This window comes from Streptomyces nidicola (genome assembly GCF_050106155.1).
In the GTDB taxonomy this organism is placed as follows: Bacteria; Actinomycetota; Actinomycetes; order Streptomycetales; family Streptomycetaceae; genus Streptomyces.
The window spans coordinates 54,539-71,086 of sequence record NZ_JBNBPI010000001.1; the positions used below are offsets into that span (position 1 = coordinate 54,539).

Sequence of the window (16,548 nt, forward strand, 5' to 3'; positions counted from 1 at the left end):
AGCCTCTTGACTCAACTCTGGCCGTGGTCTCCATAATTGGCGTCACGAAATACGGGATGGTGTCCTACATTTTATGACGACCAATGAAGCGAACAACACGACCAAGCCCATGAGTTCCGCGCTCAAGTTGCTGCGTCTCCTCGACGTGGTGGGCGAGACCACCGACCCCGTGCGGGTGGCGGAGCTGGCCCGAGCCGTCGGTGCCACGCGCTCCGAGGTGCACCGCCAGCTGGTCACGCTCGTGGCCGCGGGCTGGATGGAGCAGCTGCCCGACGGCTCCTACCAACTCACCGTGAAGGCAGCCCACTTGGGGAACGCGGCGCTCCAGCACGCCGGGTTCGGCGAGCGCGTCTCCCGGGTCCTCGCCGACCTCGCCGAGCGCATCGGCCAGTCGGTGTGCCTCGCGGTCCTCGACGACGATGCGACCCGCGTGGTCAAGCGCGCGGAGCCCGGCACCGCCGCCCATGTGACGCTCGCGCTGGGCCGCCGGATGTCGCTGCGGGGCGGCGCGACGGGGCGGGTGCTGATCGCCCACGCCGACGACGCCACCCTGGCTGCGCTGCGCGAACGCGGCGTGCCGCTCCCGGACGACGAGGAGCTCGTCGAGATCCGGGAGGCGGGCTACGCACTGATCCCCGAATACGCCGACGAGGGCCTCGCCGCCATCGCCTTCCCGCTCGTCGGCCGCACCGGCCGACCGACCGTGACGCTCTGCGCGGTCGGCCCCGCGACCCGCTTCGACCCGCTGTCCGCCAAGGACGTACTCGCGGACGGCGCCACCGACCTGGCCCGGCTCACCGCCGGTCTCGGCGACGGCCACACGTCCTGGACGGCCTGACCCAGCCACCGCGCATCGCGCGGTCATCCCCTCCGAAGGGAGTCACATGACCACCCGGAGCGAACTCCGGCCCCCCGAGGACCACCCCGAGCCCGCCGCGGCCTTCATGCGCCCCGAACGGCTCGCCACCCTCGCCCCGAGCAGACTCAGCGCCAGCCGCTCGCTCATGCACCTGATGACGCGGGAGCGGTGGACGGTCGACCTCGTGCGCTTCGACATCGACGAGCGCGCCAGGGGCGAGGCGGTGTACCGCGTGCGCACTCCCGGTGCCGTCTTCGACTTCATGGTGTTCTCCTTCGAGCCCAAGCTCGAGGGGCGTACGGGCCGCATCATCGGCACCGACTGGGACATGATGGGGGCGCTCGTCGAGGGCGAGACCACCGACGAGGACCTGCGGGCCACCCGCGAGGAGATGCCGAAGCTGTACGCGGGGCGGGCCACGCCCGGCAGTCTCGTGTGGTGCCGCTCCAACCGCAGCCTGCGCCTGTTCGACCATGTCATCGAGCACCTCGCGGCCGGCCGCCAGCCGCGCGTCGCGGAGCTGTGGCCGGTCGGCTATCTGATGCGCAACACCGGTCTGGACGGCAACGGCACCTTCGGCACCCGCTCCTACGGAGCCCTGGAGGCCGACCATCCGCTGCGCCTGCCGTACCACGCGCAGATGCTCGCCGCGTATCTGATGCGCGAGTTCTCCGTGGACCTCGTCGAGCACCTCGCACGCTGCCGCGATCCGCGCGCCGCGCGGCTCGACCCGGAACTGCGCCGCTTCCTGGGCCTGGGCAACGGCTCCGCGCTCGGCCTCGTCTTCTTCGCCAACAACCATCCGGTGCTGCTCGACCGCTGGCTCACCCTGCGCCGCACGGCGGTCGCCGAGGCCCGCCGGATCCCGGTGGTGCCGGGCTCGGCGGAGGCGGACCGGGCCGCCGAACTCCTCGCGCGCGCGGTCGACTTCCACGACCAGGATCCGCTCACGTACCACGACTTCACGGCCCCGTCCGTGGTGGCCGACGGGCTGCGCGTCCTCGTCGAGCGGCTGGCGGGCGCCGACCCCGACGCCGTCTTCGGTGATCTGCTCGGCGGGCTTCCGGACGACCGGGTGTGCCAGGAGGCCGTCGAGGTGTTCGACGCCGTCCTGCTCGAACTGCGCCCGGAGCACACCGACGCCCTGCTGCGCCACCAGCCCGCGGACGAGACGCTGCGCCACCGCCCGCGGGAGACCGTCACGCAACTGCGGGACCTCCTCACCCGTGAGTACGCGTGGGCCCTCGCCCACGACCTCGACGACCCGGACCAGCGGCACTTCCGCTGGTACAAGTCGCGGGATGCCGAGGAGCCGCGCCGCGGCCCGGTCGAGGAGGTGCCCGGCGGCTTCGAGTGGGCGCTGGATCTGCCCGGCGACATCCAGCGGCTCGCCGCCGCCCTCGACGCGGTGCCCGGTGACACCCTCGTCGGCGAATTCCTCGCCGCACATCCCGAGGAGCGCTGGACGGTGACCCGGGCCCAGGGACTCGCGGGCCGCCACCACCACTCGCCGCACATGAACATGCTGGCGAAGGACTTCGTCCCGGTGCACGTCGTGCGGTTGATGAACGCCGCGTTCCACGGCCTGGACAAGACCGTGGACGCCTTCGGCCGCAGCGTGCTCGGCCTTCTCTTCCACGGAGCGCCGACCCGCGCGGATCTGGCCGAGGGGCGCGCCTTCGACTGGATCTACCCCCGCCGCCCCGAGGAGCGTGACTGATCGTGACCTCAACTCCCCATACACGTAAGCCCACTTCGGCGGTCAATGTCTCACTGCGCGAGTGCCGCCTGGTGACCGGCCGCGTGCTACGCACCCTCGGTGTGCCGCGCGGCGCGGTGCCCGCCGCCCGCGACACGACCGTCGTCGCGCAGGCCCTCGGCCTCGACGCGCTGCGCCGGCTGCGCGAAGACGCGGACGCCCTCCGCGCGACCGCCGTACTGCGGAGCCACCGGCGCACGGACGGCCCCGACACGGTCGTCGACGCTCGCGGCCGCCACGCACTGGTCGCCGCGCCCGACCTCCTCGACCTGGCCGTGGCACTGACCCACCGCCATGTGAAGGCACGCGTCACCGTGACGGATGTCGCACGACCGGAGCTGCTCGACGTACTGCCTGTGCAGGCTGCCGAGTTCGGTGTGGCGCTCACGGTCAGCGGTGGCGGCCTGGTGCTGGACTGCGCCCCGCTGCCGGACCCGGCGCCCGCCCCGGAGTCCCCCTTGGACCACGTACTGCGCCACGGCCTCGACGTGTCCACCGACCTGTGGTGGAGCCTGTTCCACCTCGGCAACGAGGCCCTGACCCCGGACTCGGACCTGTCGCGGCAGCACACCGGACGTTCGGTGTTCGACGAGAGCGGCCGGATCGTGGGCGAGGTCGGCGAGGACTGGGCCGACAAACCGGCGGGCCACAAGGCGGCAGGCCAGGCGCAGGACCCCATACTCAGCGACGGAAGGTGACGGCGTGCTCTACATCGACGGCCTCGAATGCAGCCTGTACGACCGCGAGGTCTTCCAGGAACTCCGTGCGGGTCAACTCGCTTGTGTGACACCCACGTTGGCGTTCTGGGAGAACGCCACGGAGACGATGGACGAGATCGGCCGCTGGCGCGACATGGAACGCGAGAACGCCGACCTGATCCGCATCGCCCGCACCGCCGACGACATCGAGCAGGCCCACCGCGACGGACGCACCGCCATCCTCCTCGGCACGCAGAACTCCTCGCCGATCGAAGACCGCATCCGGTTCCTGGAACTGTTCCACGACATGGGCCTGCGGGTCATGCAGCTCACGTACAACAACCAGAATGCCATCGGCGGTTCCTGCTACGAACCCGAGGACAGCGGCCTGTCCCGGTTCGGTCGCGAGGTCGTCCAGGAGATGAACCGGCTGGGCATGGTCGTGGACCTCAGCCACGTCGGCGAGCGCACCGGGCTCGACGCCATCAGGACCTCCGAGCGGCCGGTCGCCGTCACCCACGCCAACCCGCGCTCCCTGTACGACCACCCGCGCAACAAGGGCGACGAGCTGCTCAAGGCGCTCGCGGCGGGCGACGGCATGCTCGGCCTCGCCACGTACCGCAACATCAGCGGGCCGTGGGCGGGCAGCCGCGAGGAGTGGTGCGACATGGTGCGCCGCACCGTCGACCTGGTCGGCATCGACCACGTCGGCATCGGCACCGACCTCAGCCGCAAGAGCGGCGAGCCGGAACTCCAGTGGATGCGCAAGGGCCGCTGGACCCGCACCGAGCAGCGCGGCGCCTCCCTCTCCGGCACTCAGACCAAGGCTCCACCGATCACCTGGATGGAATCCACCGCCGACTTCCCGGCGCTGGCCCAATGCCTGTCGGAGCACGCCGGATTCGACGAGGACGAGGTCGCCAAGATCATGGGCGGCAACTGGCTGCGCTTCTACCGGCAGGTCCTCAAGCCGGCCTGACCCCTCCCGCTGTCGTACCCACCCTGTAGTCCCCACCGCCCCACCCGCCGGGGCGTGGTCCGCCATGCCCCGGTGTCCCCGCACCACCTCAAGGAGCCCCCTCTCCCCGACCCCACCACGTCCCCCCGGCGTGGCCCGAAGGGCGGTCATCGTGACCCCACAGACCTCCACCCCACCCCAGCAACTGACCGGCGCCGCCCGCGAGGTGGCGGCCCGGCTCGACCGGCTGCCGTTCACCCGCGTCCAGCGCGGCATCCTCCTCAAGGGCGGCCTGAGTACCACGTTCGACGGCATGGACAACGGGATCGTCTCGTTCCTGCTGCCCATCGTGGCCGGTGTCTTCGCGCTCTCCGGCCTGGAACAGGGGCTGCTCGGCAGCTCGTCCCTCATCGGCGCCGTGCTCGGCGCGCTGCTCGTCGGCTTCATCGGCGACCGCACCGGCCGGCGCAATCTCCTCGTCTGGTCGATGACCTGCTACAGCGCCGCGATGATCCTCGGCGCGTTCTCCCCCGACGCCTTCGTGCTCGTCGCCACCCGCATCGTCGGCGGCGTCGCCATCGGCATCAACGCCAACATCGTGATGCCGTACCTGGCGGAGTTCTCGCCGCCGTCCCGGCGCGGTCACTTCGTCGGCTCGCTCGCCGGGTTCTTCGCGTTCGGCTACGTACTGGCCGCGCTGATCGGCTACTTCATCATCCAGGCCTTCGACGGCGGCTGGCGCATCGCGCAGATCGTCGTCGGCCTCCCTATCATCCTGGCCGTGTTCTGGCGGCGCAGTCTGCCCGAGTCACCCCGCTATCTGGTCTCGCGCGGTCGGGTGGACGAGGCGATGGCGGAGGTGGAGCGCCTGGAGGACAAGGTCCGCAAGGCCACCGGCGCGCCGCTGCCCGAGCCCGCCCCCACGGGTCACGCGGTGGCTTCGGCCCCGCCGACCGACCAACCGACGGGCCTCGCCCGCTTCCTGGCCCTGTGGCGTCCGCCGCTGCTGCGCCAGACCGGACTCGTCTGGGTGCTCTGGTTCTGCTTCAGCTTCGTCTACTACGGCTTCCTGGTCTTCCTGCCGACGCTCCTGGTCGACCGGGGCTTCTCCATCAGCGAGAGCTTCGGCTACTCCATCCTCATCGAGGTCGCCCAGGTCGTCGGCTACTACCCGGCCGCCGTCCTGTCCGAGCGCCTCGACCGCAAGTGGAGCATCGTCATCTTCCTGCTGGCGGGTGCCCTCGCGGCGCTCGGTGCGGCGACGACCCACAGCGACGCCGTCGTGATTGTCTGCAGCGTGGCGCTCGCGTTCTTCCTCAACGGCGCCTACGCGCCCCTGTACACGTACACGCCCGAGGTCTACCCGACGTGGATCCGTGGCACGGGCGTCGGCGCGTCCGCCGTCTTCAGCCGGGTCGGCGCGGCCCTGGCACCGATCGTCCTCGGCGCCGCCTATACCTCGCTCACATTCGTCGGCGTGTTCCTGCTGCTGTGCGCCGTGATCGTGATCGCGGTGGTGGCGGTCGCCGTGTTCGGTACGTCGACGCGAGACCGGAGCCTGGAGGACATCACCGCCTGAAGCCCGGCGCGGGCGTCAGCCCCGGTGCGCCGCGATCAGCTTCCGGTACCAGTGGTAGCTGTCCTTCGGTGTGCGTTCCTGGGTGGCGTAGTCGACGCGGACGATGCCGAACCGCTTCGCGTATCCGAGGGCCCACTCGAAGTTGTCGAGCAGTGACCACACGTAGTAGCCGCGGACGTCGACGCCCGCGTCCATCGCCGCGCGCAGCGCCGTGAGGTGGCTGTGCAGGTAGGCGATGCGGTCGGTGTCGTGGACGGCGCCGTCGGAGGTGACCTCGTCGTGTTCGGCGGTGCCGTTCTCCGTGATGTGGATCGGCGGGAGGGCGTCGCCGTACCGGGCCTTCAGCGTGGTCAGTAGGTCGGTGAAGGACTCCGGGACGACGGGCCAGCCCATCGCCGTGCGCCGCACGTCGGGGTAGGGGCGCTCCTCGTACCGGTTGTCGGTGGCGACGCGCCGCGCCGGGTCCGGCTCGCGGTGCGGGGCGTCGGCGACCACGATCGGGCGGTAGTAGTTGACGCCGAGGAAATCGAGCGGCTGCCCGATGAGGTCGAGGTCGCCGTCGCGGCGGAAGTCCTGCGCCGCGATGAGTTCGCCCCAGGTGTCGTCCTCGGTCGTCGGGTAGCGGCCGGCGAGGATCGGTTCCGTCCAGACGAGGTTGTGCTGGGTGTCGGCACGGGCGACGGCCGCGCGGTCGGCGTCCGTGCCGGTCGCGGGGACGTTGCGGTCGAGGTTGAGCGTGATGCCCGCCTCCCGTACGCCCGCCGCCCGTAGTGCCTTCATTGCCAGGCCGTGGCCGACGAGCAGGTGGTGGGCGGCCGCGAGGGCGCCGGTGCCCTCCTGTGCGCCGGGTGCGTGGCGGCCCACCGAGTAGCCGAGGAAGGCGCTGCACCAGGGCTCGTTGAGGGTGATCCAGCGCGGGACGCGGTCCGCGAGGTGCTCGGCGACGAGCGCGGCGTACTCGCCGAAGCGTTCGGCCGTCTCACGGACCCGCCAGCCGCCGCGGGCTTCGAGGGCCTGCGGGAGGTCCCAGTGGTAGAGAGTGGCGGCAGGCTCGATGCCGGCCGCCAACAGCTCGTCGACCAGGCGGGAGTAGAAGTCCAGGCCCTTCTGGTTCGCGGGGCCCGAACCCGTCGGCTGGATGCGCGGCCAGGCGATCGAGAAGCGGTACGAGTCGACGCCGAGGTCGCGCAGCAGCGCCACGTCCTCAGGGTAGCGGTGGTAGTGGTCGCAGGCCACGTCGCCGGTGTCGCCCTCGTGGGTGCGGCCGGGGGTGTGACTGTAGGTGTCCCAGATGGAGGGGCCGCGGCCGTCCTCCTTCGCGGCTCCCTCGATCTGGTACGAGGCGGTGGCCGCGCCGAAGACGAAGCCTTCCGGGAACAGGGGCAGGTCGGTCATGAACAGCCTTACGTGAACGTCTACTTGATGGATCCGCCGGTGATCCCGGCAGCGATGTACTTCTGGGCGAGGACGAGCAGCACGGCGGCCGGTATCGCGGACAGGACGGACGCGGCCATCACGGAGCCCCAGTCGCCGACGTGCGCGCCGATGTACTGGTAGATGCCGAGCGTGACGGGCTTGACGTCGTCCGTCGTGTTCAGGGTGAGCGCGAACATGAAGTCGCTCCACGCGTACAGGAAGGAGAAGAGGCCCGCCGTGATCAGGGAGTTGCGGCTCATCGGCAGGACGACCTGGACGAAGGTGCGCAGCTTGCCGGCGCCGTCCGCCTCGGCCGCCTCGATGACCTCCTTCGGGATCGCCACCATGAAGGAGCGCATGAGGACGATGGCGAAGGGGATGCCGAGCGAGGCGTCGGCGAGCATGAGGCCGAAGTAGGAGTTGACCAGGTCCAGATCGACGTACGCGCTGTAGAGGGCGTTGGCGATGACGATGCCCGGCACCATCTGCGTGATGAGTGTGCCGAAGACGATGGTGCGGGAGCCGCGCAGCCGGAACTGGGCGAGCCCGTACGCGGCGGGGGCGGCGATCGCCAGGCAGATGATGACGGCGCCGAGCGCGACCGCGAGCGAGGTGAGCAGGTGGCCGCCCTGCTCGGTGATGGCCGATGTGAAGCCGGACAGGTCGAGCGAGTCGGGGACGGGTGAGACCTCGAGGAGCCCGGACTCCGGCTGGAGCGCCGTGTTGATCATCCAGTAGAGCGGGAACAGCATCACGCCGAGGATGACGATCCCGGCGACGGTGGCGCCCCAGCGCCGCCCGGACGTGGTGGTGGCGTTCGCCATGCCGGTCACTTCCCCTCGGAGCGGTTGGCCCGCAGGTAGAACACCGCGAAGACGGCGGAGATGAGGATGAGGACGTTGCCGACGACGGCTCCCGCGCCGAAGTCGAGCTGGACGAAGGAGTTCTGGTACGTGAGGGTGCCGAGCGTCTGGGTGGCGTCGGCGGGGCCGCCGTCGGTGAGGGCGAGGATCAGGTCCAGGATCTTGACCGTCGACATGAAGCCCAGGACGAGTACCACCGTGATGACGGGCTTGAGCAGCGGCAATGTGATCGAGCGGAAGGTGCGCCAGGCGGACGCGCCGTCCAGGGACGAGGCTTCGTACAGCTCCTTGGGGATCTCCTGGAGCCCGCCGTAGAGGATCACCATGTTGAACGGGATGCCGATCCAGATGTTCACCATGACCACGGAGAACAGGGCCATGCCGGGGCTGGTCAGCCACGGGGTGGCGCCGCCGAGGCCGATGGTCTCGGCGAAGGAGTTGAGGACTCCGGTGTCCTGGTCGAGGATCCGGCGCCACACGATGCCGGAGACGACCATCGGGACGAGCCAGGGCAGCAGGATCAGTGAGCGCAGAAAGCCGTTCAGCGGGAACCGCTTGGTGAAGAAGACGGCGAGCGCGAGGCCGATGCCGAACTGGCCGATCAGCGAGCCGATCGTGAAGACGATGGTGTGCCACAGCGCCTTGCCGAAGAGGTCGTCCTGGAAGACCTTGCTCCAGTTGTCGGCACCGTTGAAAGGGGACTTGCCGTCGAAGAACGTGGACGGCGAGAAGTCCTGGAAGCTCATCACGGCGTTGCGGACGAGCGGGTAGCCGAAGAACAGCAGCATGAAGACGACGGCGGGGGCGATGAATCCCCACTGGCTGAGCCTGCGGCGGCGCCTCGCGCGTGCCGGGTCGGTCTTCTTCTGAACTGCCGTGTGCCGGACGGAGGGCGCGGTGGCCGTGGTGGTCGACATGTCGGTGTGTCCCCCTCAGTTCCCGCTCGTGGCGCGGGTCTGCGCCTTCTTCAGCGCGGCCTCGCTGGACTGCCCGGTCAGCGCCGACTGGAAGGCGCTCTGCAGGGCGAGCGACACGGACGACCAGCGGGCTCCGACCTTCGCGGTGCGGGAGCGGGCGGTGGCCACCTGGTCGGCGAGCGCGTCGAGTTCGGGCACTTCCTTGCGCCAGGTGGCGGCGGCCTTCTCGTTGGCCGGGACCATCCAGCTGTTGCGGGCGTAGGTGATCTGCTCGCGCTCGGAGGACATACAGCGGATGATCTTCGCGGCGGTCTTCTGGCGGCCGGTGTCCTCGGTCTTCGGGACGGTGAGGACGGCGCCGCCGAGCGGTCCCACGGACTTCTCGCCGCTGCGGGGTACCGGGATCTGCGCGATCTCCCAGTGCAGGTTCTTCTTGGTGTTCAGCGTCTCCACCTGCCACGGGCCGTTGATCATCATCGCGGCGTTGCCGGCCATGAACTGGTCGTTGACGTCGGCCTGCGTCCAGTTGACGGTAGACCTGGACAGCGAGCCGTCCTTGATGAGGCCCTTCCAGTAGTCGAGGGCGCCCGCGACCTTGTCCGAGGCGAGGTTCGTCTCGTCGCCGCCGTTGGACCACATGAACGGCGCGAACTGGAAGACACCGTCCTCCGCGCCGCCCGCGCTCAGCGCGATGCCGTACTGGCTGCCCTGGGTGAGCTTCTTCGCGGTCTCCCTCATCTCGTCCCAGGTGGTGGGCACGTCGAGCCCGGCCTTCTTCAGGATGTCCTTGTTGTAGAAGAGGGCGAGGGTGTTCACCGTGCGCGCGGCCCCGTAGTACGTCCCCTTGTACGAGCCGAAGTCGACGATGCCCTTCGGGATGTCCTTCGTGGACAGGCCGAGGGAACGCAGGTCGACGAGGCCGCCGGCCTCCGCGAACGTCGGCACCTCGGAGGCGTCGAACTGGATGACGTCCGGGAGCGACTTCGACGACGCCATGCGCAGCGACTTCTGCATGACCTGCGCGGCGGGCACGCTCTGCTGCTCGATGGTGAGGCCCAGCTTTGTGCTGCACCGCTTCAGCGTGGCGGCGTCCCAGCCGTGGTACGAGGCGTCGGTCGAGGAGTTGAGAACGGTGAACACACCGGGGTCGCGCCCCGCGCCGCAGCCGGTGAGCGCCGCACCTGCGACGAGTGCGGAAGCGGCGGTGAGTGCCGCGGTGGTGCTTCGGCCGCGGCGGCCGCGCCGGGGGCGCGGCACATCCGGTGGAAGTGCTGCTGTCACGGTGGATACCCAAGCCTTGGAGGGGTGGCCGGCCCCGACGGAACTCCCGTGTCCCGACGAGGTGTTCGCATCGCGCGCTGCGGCTCCGGCCCGCGCCGCACACGCAGAGCGCGTTTTTGTTTTCCGCCATGACTAATACGTCATCAAGCGCTTCGACACCAGACCTTGGGGCCGACTTCATCGCTCGCGCACAGCCCGCTACAGCCCGTTGCGACGCCCGGTTGCGATCGAATCGAAGCGCTTCGACGATTCCTCGCCCCGACCTCTTGATCTTTCGATGCGCGTGGGCTCAAATGCGGTGTAGCGGCGCCTTGCCCACGCACATTGCCCACCCCGAGGAAGATGATGAAGTTCACCGACGGCTTCTGGCTGATGCGCGACGGGGTCGAGGCCTCGTACGCCACCGAGGTCCGTGACGTCCGCGTCGACGCCGACCGCTTCACCGCGTTCGCGGCGGTCAAGCGGATCGAACGGCGCGGCGACACCCTCAACTCCCCTCTGCTGACCGTCGATTGCTTCACTCCCGCCGAGGGCGTCATCGGCGTCCGGGTCACCCACCACGCGGGAAAGCGGCACCCGGGGCCGGACTTCCGGCTGCCCGGCGAAGACGCCGGGGCGGGTACGGTGCGCCGCGACGGCACAACGGTCGAACTGTCCAGCGGGGCGCTGTCCGTGTGCCTCGACGAGGCGGCGCCCTGGCAGTTGTCCTTCCGTGCCGCCGACGGCCGCGAGGTGACCTCCTCGGACCGCAAGGGCACCGCCTTCTTCCGGACGGGCGACGGGGCGCACCACATGGCCGCGCAGCTGTCGCTCGGCGTCGGGGAGCAGGTCTACGGCCTCGGCGAGCGCTTCACCCCGTTCGTCAGGAACGGCCAGGTCGTCGACATGTGGCAGGCCGACGGCGGCACGAGCAGCGAACAGGCGTACAAGAACGTCCCGTTCAGCCTGCACGTCTCCCCCTCGGGCGCCTACGGCGTGTTCGTCGCGCACCCCGGGAGGGTCAGCTACGAGATCGGCTCGGAGTCGGTCGGCCAGATGCAGTTCAGCGTCGAGGACCAGTCCATCGAGTACTACGTGCTCGCCGGCCCGACCCCGAAGGACGTGCTGCGCCGCTACACCGCGCTCACCGGCCGCCCCGCGCTGCCGCCCGCGTGGTCGTTCGGCCTGTGGCTGACGACGTCGTTCACCACGCAGTACGACGAGGAGACCGTGACGTCGTTCGTCGACGGCATGGCGGAGCGTGACATCCCGCTGAGTGTCTTCCACTTCGACTGCTTCTGGATGCGGGAATACCAGTGGTCGGACTTCGAGTGGGACCCCGCGGTCTTCCCCGACCCGGAGGGCATGCTGGCCCGCCTCAAGGAGCGTGGCCTGCGCATCTCCGTGTGGATCAATCCGTACATCGCGCAGAAGTCGGCCCTGTTCGAAGAGGCGGCGGCGCAGGGCTACTTGGTGAAGCGGCGCAGCGGTGACATCTGGCAGTGGGACCTGTGGCAAGCGGGCATGGCGCTCGTCGACTTCACGAACCCGGAGGCCCGCGCCTGGTTCCGCGCGAAGCTCAAGGTGCTGCTCGACCAGGGTGTCGACTGCTTCAAGACGGACTTCGGCGAGCGCATCCCCACGGATGTCGTCTGGCACGACGGCTCCGACCCGGAGCGCATGCACAACTACTACACGCACCTGTACAACCAGGTCGTCTTCGACCTCCTGGGGAAGGAGCGCGGCCGCGGCGAGTCCGTCCTCTTCGCGCGTTCGGCGACAGCGGGCGGGCAGCAGTTCCCGGTGCACTGGGGCGGCGACTGCTGGTCGTCGTTCGGTGCGATGGCGGAGTCACTGCGCGGCGGCCTGTCCCTCTCCCTGTCCGGCTTCGGCTTCTGGTCGCACGACATCGGCGGCTTCGAGGGCACCCCCGACGCGGCGGTCTTCAAGCGCTGGCTGGCCTTCGGCCTCCTGTCCTCCCACAGCCGCCTGCACGGTTCGTCCTCGTACCGGGTGCCGTGGGAGTTCGGCGACGAAGCGGTCGACGTTGCACGGCAGTTCACGAAGCTCAAGCACCGCCTGATGCCGTACCTGTACGGCGCCGCGGTCGAGGCGCACACGACGGGCGTGCCACTGATGCGCCCGATGCTGCTCGACTTCCCCGACGATCCCACGGCGCGCGCCCTGGACCGCCAGTACATGCTCGGCCCCGACCTCTTGGTGGCGCCGGTGTTCTCCGCGGACGGCGATGTCGAGTTCTACGTCCCCGAGGGCACGTGGACCCATCTCCTCACCGGCGAGCGGGTCGAGGGCCCGGTCTGGCGGCGCGAGAGGCACGGCTTCGACAGCCTGCCGCTGTACGTGCGTCCTGGCGCGGTCCTGCCGATGGGCGCGGACGCGTCACGCCCGGACGGCGACTGGCTCACCGGGCTCACCCTGCTCGTCGCTCCGGACGCGCAGGATGTGACCGTGACCGTGCCCGATACGCACGGCGGTGTGGCCGCGACGTACCGGGTGGTGCGGGACGGTGCGACCGGGGAGGCGGCGGTCGTGGAGGGGCACGGGGTCGACGAGGTGACGGTCAAGCAGATCTGACGCGGGGCCGGACCTCGTGCGATCCGAGGCGCGCTGGGCCCCATTCAGTGCAGTGCCAGGAACGGCGCCGACGCCAGGAGGAACGCCACCATCGCGTACTTCAGGCGTCGGGCCGGGATGGCGTGTGCGATGCGCCAGCCGATGAGCACGCCGGCCAGCTCCGGGATGCCCACCAGGGCCGCGAGCCGCCAGTCGACGGCTCCGTGCAGCACATACGCCACCGTGCCCACGCTCGCGATCACGATCGACTGGGCCTGGGCGGCGGCCAGCGACGACAGGACCGGCAGCCCGGCCACCACGAGCAGGGGCACGCTCAGCATGGGTCCACCGAGCCCGAAGAGGCCCGCGACGACCGCGACGACCCCGCCGATCAGGACCGTGCGGCCCAGCGGGATCTCCGCGCGCTCGGCGCCGTCCTGGGCGCGCCGGTCGCGCACCCACACCAGGATGCCGGTGACGACGACCGCGCAGGCCAGCAGGATGCCGAAGCCGCGTCCCGCGACCAGGGTGTTGCACAGCACGCCGAGCGGCGCGCCCACGACGGCGGCGCCGGCGAGTGCGGCGGCGCAGCGCCGGGTTCCCGGGTCGCGGAGCTGTCCCGACCGGGCGTACGCCGCCGTGCCGAGCAGGCCCGTGGCGACGTGGGTGACGATCGCGGTGCCCGCCACGCCCGAGGGCGTGAGGCCGGAGAACAGGAACAGGCCGATGGTGGGCAGCACTCCGCCGGGTCCGATGGCGGTGATCCCGATGCCGCCGAGCAGCCCGGCCACCGCGAGGAGGACCAGGTGTGCCGTGTCGAGGGTCATGTGCGCTCCCACCCGCTCTGCCGTGCTCTTCGTTGTTCGCTTCGCATGGTCGGCTCCTTCAGTTCCTCGCCCCCTTCAGCTCCATCAGTTCCTCGCCCCCTTCAGCTCCATCAGTCCCTCGGCAGGACGGCCCGCAGGGCGAAACGGTCCGCGCGCACCCGCAGCGACTCGGCGTCGACCGGGCGGCCGTCCGCGAGCCGGGTCAGCCGGTCGATGGTGAACAGCGCGGCGCCCTCCGCCACGCCCAGCAGGCGTGCCGTGTCCGGGTCCGCGGTGACAGCGTGCACGGTGACTTCGGCGCTGCCGAGCCGCGTGCCGCTGGTCTCCTCGATGAGCGCGAACAGATCGCGGCCCGCCAGGTGGCGGTCGAGCAGCGGGCGGCCGATGTCGGGGGCGAGCCAGGTCGAGTCCAGGGAGAGCGGATCCGCGTCGAGTGATCTCAGGCGCTCGATGTAGACCGCCTCCGAGCGTTCCGGGAGGCCGAGGCGTTGCGTGATCGCGGGCGGGGCGTGCGGCACGACGCGTGCCTCGCGGACCTCGTTGGTGACCGTGCCGTACGCGGTCAACTCCTCGGCAAGGCCGACCAGTCGCGAGAGGCCGTGCCCGGCCTTGTGGCCGGTCACGAGGGTGCCGATGCCTCGCCGCCGGGTCACGACACCCTCGTCCCGCAGCATGTTCAGGGCCTCGCGCACGGCATTGCGGGTGGCTCCGAGGGACCGGCCGAGGGCGCGCTCGTCCGGCAGCACACCCTCGTACGCGCCGTCGACGATGCGCTGGCGCAGCACGTCGGCGACGCGGCGTGCCCGGTCGGCCCGCGATCCGTCACGGTCTTCCATGCCCGTCCCTTCTCCGTGGTGCGTGTGACGGCAGACCGTACGCCTTCCGATGTTTCGCGGGTGTTACGCCACCCCCTCCGACCTGCACAAACGTCTGACCTGCGACGGAGCGGCGGCCATCTGGGGCAACGCCGGTCACCGGCGTCACACCCACCACGCGCTCACCGGGCACCCGCCACCCCTGCCACCGCCGCGCACACCGGGCCGCCCGGCACCACGGAGACGTATCAACTCCCGCATGGAATACCCTGGTTGACGCATGATCCACGGCGACCCATCGACCTTTCGGAGCGACTCGTGCCCCAGGACCGTCCGCTGATCGACAGTGACTCACCGCATTCGGCCCGCATCTGGAACTACTGGCTCGGCGGCAAGGACTGCTACGAGGTCGACCGGCAGGTCGGCGATGCCATTCAACAGGTCAACGCGGAGATCGTGCACGTGGCCCGCGCGCAGCGCGCCTTCCTCGCCCGTACCGTCTCCCACCTCGTACGGGACGTGGGCATCGACCAGTTCCTCGACATCGGCACCGGGCTGCCCACCATCGACAACACCCACGACGTGGCACAGCGCCACGACCCCACGGCGCGCATCGTCTACGTCGACCACGACCCGGTCGTGCTGCGGCACGCGGAGGCCCTGCTGACCAGCACTCCGCAGGGAGCCACCGACTACATCGAGGCCGATCTGACCGACCCCGCCGACATCCTCCGGCAGGCCGCGGACACGCTGGACTTCACCCGTCCCGTCGCCCTGATGCTGCTCGGGGTCGTCGCCCATGTCACCGACGACCGCGCCTACACGATCGTCGAGGAACTCAAGAGCGCGCTGCCCAGCGGCAGTCACCTGGTCCTGTGCGACAGCACCGAGGTGTACCACCCCGAAGCCACCCGTGCGATGGTCGAGCAGTGGAACAGCACCAGTGACAACCCGCGCACCAATCGCACCCCCGAGCAGATCGGCCGCTTCTTCGAGGGATTCGAGCTGGTCGAACCGGGTCTGACCTCGGTGTCCCAGTGGCGACCCGATGACGTCGAGGGTGAACTCCCGGAGCCCGTCAGCAGCTTCGGCGGCATCGGACGCAAGCCCTAGTCGTCGTCAACACGCCAACTCCCGTACCGTAAAAGGAGACCGATCTGCGCTGACGTGCCACACGATGGGCACCCGGGTGAGTACCATCCGGCCCTACAGCACACATGTGCACACACCGACAGATCACTCCTTTCCACGAAAGCGAGCCATCATGGCGGACACCACGAACCAGACCGAGCTCAAGTCCCGTTACGCCGACCGGATCCAGGACGACATCGCGAACAACGAGAGCGAGTTGAAGCGGGTCAGCGAGGAAATCGCCGCACTGCAGGCCCAGTTGGGCACCCTCGAGGAGAACCGCACGCTGCTGGAGAGCATGCTGAAGTCCCTCGGCAGCGGAAACCTCCCGCCCCTCCCGGCGCCCGTCGCCGAGAAGCCGGCCGGCAAGGCCACGGGCAAGGTTCCGCGCCAGAAGGCACGGGACACGACGGCGGCGAAGCCCGCGCAGGCCAAGAAGACGGCCGGGGCCCCCGCGAAGGCGGCCAAGGCCGCGAAGCCCGCCAAGGCCGCGCCAGCCACCAAGCCCAGCGCGCCCGCGACGCCCGCCGCCGAGAAGACCGAGCCCCAGGGCTCCACGCTCGTCGAGCTCATCGTGTCCCAGCTGGGCGCCGAGACCAGCCCGCGCTCGGCCGCCGAGATCACCGCGACGCTGGAAAAGAAGCACCCCAAGCGGGAGTTCAGCACCAAGGTCGTCCGCAACACGCTGGAGGCCCTGGTCGCCAAGGCCCGCGCCGAGCGCACCCGGCAGCAGCGTTCGGTGTTCTACGTAGCCGTGCCCGCCACCGGCACGCCCTCGAAGGGAGCCACGGACAGCAAGGCCGCGGCGGACACCAAGGCCGGACAGGACAAGGCGGTGGAGAGCAAGGCGGGGGCGAAGGACGGCGCCGCGTGACACCCCGCTCGTCGCCTG

At 70.2% G+C, this 16,548-nt stretch carries 14 protein-coding genes; 8 read left to right on the forward strand and 6 right to left on the reverse strand.

Annotated elements, in window-relative coordinates:
- The first annotated feature begins 73 nt into the window (after window positions 1–73).
- The 5 genes from ACOKM3_RS00275 (at window position 74) to ACOKM3_RS00295 (ending at window position 5,853) form a co-directional block, all read left to right on the forward strand.
- A complete protein-coding gene (locus ACOKM3_RS00275; RefSeq protein WP_426895641.1) occupies window positions 74–838 on the forward strand; it encodes an IclR family transcriptional regulator in 765 nt (254 codons plus the stop codon).
- 46 nt (window positions 839–884) lie between these two features.
- A complete protein-coding gene (locus tag ACOKM3_RS00280) occupies window positions 885–2,579 on the forward strand; it encodes a hypothetical protein (RefSeq protein WP_426895643.1) in 1,695 nt (564 codons plus the stop codon).
- A gap of 2 nt (window positions 2,580–2,581) precedes the next feature.
- On the forward strand, window positions 2,582–3,316 hold the full coding sequence (locus tag ACOKM3_RS00285; RefSeq protein ID WP_426895645.1) for a hypothetical protein: 735 nt from the start codon (window positions 2,582–2,584) through the stop codon (window positions 3,314–3,316).
- 4 nt (window positions 3,317–3,320) lie between these two features.
- Entirely contained in the window at window positions 3,321–4,295 is a 975-nt protein-coding gene (locus tag ACOKM3_RS00290) for a dipeptidase (protein ID WP_426895646.1), read from the forward strand.
- A gap of 151 nt (window positions 4,296–4,446) precedes the next feature.
- Window positions 4,447–5,853: an MFS transporter gene (locus tag ACOKM3_RS00295; RefSeq protein WP_426895647.1), complete on the forward strand. Its 1,407-nt coding sequence runs from the start codon at window positions 4,447–4,449 to the stop codon at window positions 5,851–5,853.
- 15 nt (window positions 5,854–5,868) lie between these two features.
- Here the strand turns inward: ACOKM3_RS00295 and ACOKM3_RS00300 are convergent, their stop codons facing one another.
- From ACOKM3_RS00300 to ACOKM3_RS00315, 4 genes are read right to left on the reverse strand one after another with little or no spacing between them, the layout of a single operon-like run.
- Entirely contained in the window at window positions 5,869–7,248 is a 1,380-nt protein-coding gene (locus tag ACOKM3_RS00300; protein ID WP_426895649.1) for a GH1 family beta-glucosidase, read from the reverse strand.
- Window positions 7,249–7,268: 20 nt separating this feature from the next.
- Window positions 7,269–8,093 (reverse strand): carbohydrate ABC transporter permease, encoded by an 825-nt coding sequence (locus ACOKM3_RS00305; RefSeq protein WP_426895651.1) that lies wholly within the window; start codon window positions 8,091–8,093, stop codon window positions 7,269–7,271.
- A gap of 5 nt (window positions 8,094–8,098) precedes the next feature.
- A complete protein-coding gene (locus ACOKM3_RS00310) occupies window positions 8,099–9,049 on the reverse strand; it encodes a carbohydrate ABC transporter permease (RefSeq protein WP_426895652.1) in 951 nt (316 codons plus the stop codon).
- 15 nt (window positions 9,050–9,064) lie between these two features.
- Window positions 9,065–10,306, reverse strand: coding sequence for an ABC transporter substrate-binding protein (locus ACOKM3_RS00315; RefSeq protein ID WP_426906653.1), 1,242 nt, complete (start codon window positions 10,304–10,306; stop codon window positions 9,065–9,067).
- A gap of 369 nt (window positions 10,307–10,675) precedes the next feature.
- Between ACOKM3_RS00315 and yicI the strand changes: the two genes are divergently transcribed.
- Entirely contained in the window at window positions 10,676–12,904 is a 2,229-nt protein-coding gene (gene yicI / locus ACOKM3_RS00320) for an alpha-xylosidase (RefSeq protein ID WP_426895654.1), read from the forward strand.
- 44 nt (window positions 12,905–12,948) lie between these two features.
- Here the strand turns inward: yicI and ACOKM3_RS00325 are convergent, their stop codons facing one another.
- Window positions 12,949–13,710: a sulfite exporter TauE/SafE family protein gene (locus ACOKM3_RS00325; protein ID WP_426895656.1), complete on the reverse strand. Its 762-nt coding sequence runs from the start codon at window positions 13,708–13,710 to the stop codon at window positions 12,949–12,951.
- Between the two features lie 110 nt (window positions 13,711–13,820).
- On the reverse strand, window positions 13,821–14,546 hold the full coding sequence (locus ACOKM3_RS00330; RefSeq protein WP_426895658.1) for a GntR family transcriptional regulator: 726 nt from the start codon (window positions 14,544–14,546) through the stop codon (window positions 13,821–13,823).
- 297 nt (window positions 14,547–14,843) lie between these two features.
- On the opposite strand from ACOKM3_RS00330, the gene ACOKM3_RS00335 reads away from it, so the two are divergent.
- Entirely contained in the window at window positions 14,844–15,638 is a 795-nt protein-coding gene (locus tag ACOKM3_RS00335) for an SAM-dependent methyltransferase (RefSeq protein ID WP_426895660.1), read from the forward strand.
- A gap of 151 nt (window positions 15,639–15,789) precedes the next feature.
- Window positions 15,790–16,530: a hypothetical protein gene (locus tag ACOKM3_RS00340; protein WP_426895662.1), complete on the forward strand. Its 741-nt coding sequence runs from the start codon at window positions 15,790–15,792 to the stop codon at window positions 16,528–16,530.
- Window positions 16,531–16,548: the final 18 nt, after the last annotated feature.

What these genes read in the sequence shown, in the direction of transcription:
- ACOKM3_RS00275 (WP_426895641.1), top strand. Translation starts at nt 74, where the DNA reads ATGACGACCAATGAAGCGAACAACACGACCAAGCCCATGAGTTCCGCG.
- ACOKM3_RS00280 (WP_426895643.1), top strand. Translation starts at nt 885, where the DNA reads ATGACCACCCGGAGCGAACTCCGGCCCCCCGAGGACCACCCCGAGCCC.
- ACOKM3_RS00300 (WP_426895649.1), bottom strand. Translation starts at nt 7,248, where the DNA reads ATGACCGACCTGCCCCTGTTCCCGGAAGGCTTCGTCTTCGGCGCGGCC.
- ACOKM3_RS00305 (WP_426895651.1), bottom strand. Translation starts at nt 8,093, where the DNA reads ATGGCGAACGCCACCACCACGTCCGGGCGGCGCTGGGGCGCCACCGTC.
- ACOKM3_RS00310 (WP_426895652.1), bottom strand. Translation starts at nt 9,049, where the DNA reads ATGTCGACCACCACGGCCACCGCGCCCTCCGTCCGGCACACGGCAGTT.
- yicI (WP_426895654.1), top strand. Translation starts at nt 10,676, where the DNA reads ATGAAGTTCACCGACGGCTTCTGGCTGATGCGCGACGGGGTCGAGGCC.
- ACOKM3_RS00325 (WP_426895656.1), bottom strand. Translation starts at nt 13,710, where the DNA reads ATGACCCTCGACACGGCACACCTGGTCCTCCTCGCGGTGGCCGGGCTG.
- ACOKM3_RS00330 (WP_426895658.1), bottom strand. Translation starts at nt 14,546, where the DNA reads ATGGAAGACCGTGACGGATCGCGGGCCGACCGGGCACGCCGCGTCGCC.
- ACOKM3_RS00340 (WP_426895662.1), top strand. Translation starts at nt 15,790, where the DNA reads ATGGCGGACACCACGAACCAGACCGAGCTCAAGTCCCGTTACGCCGAC.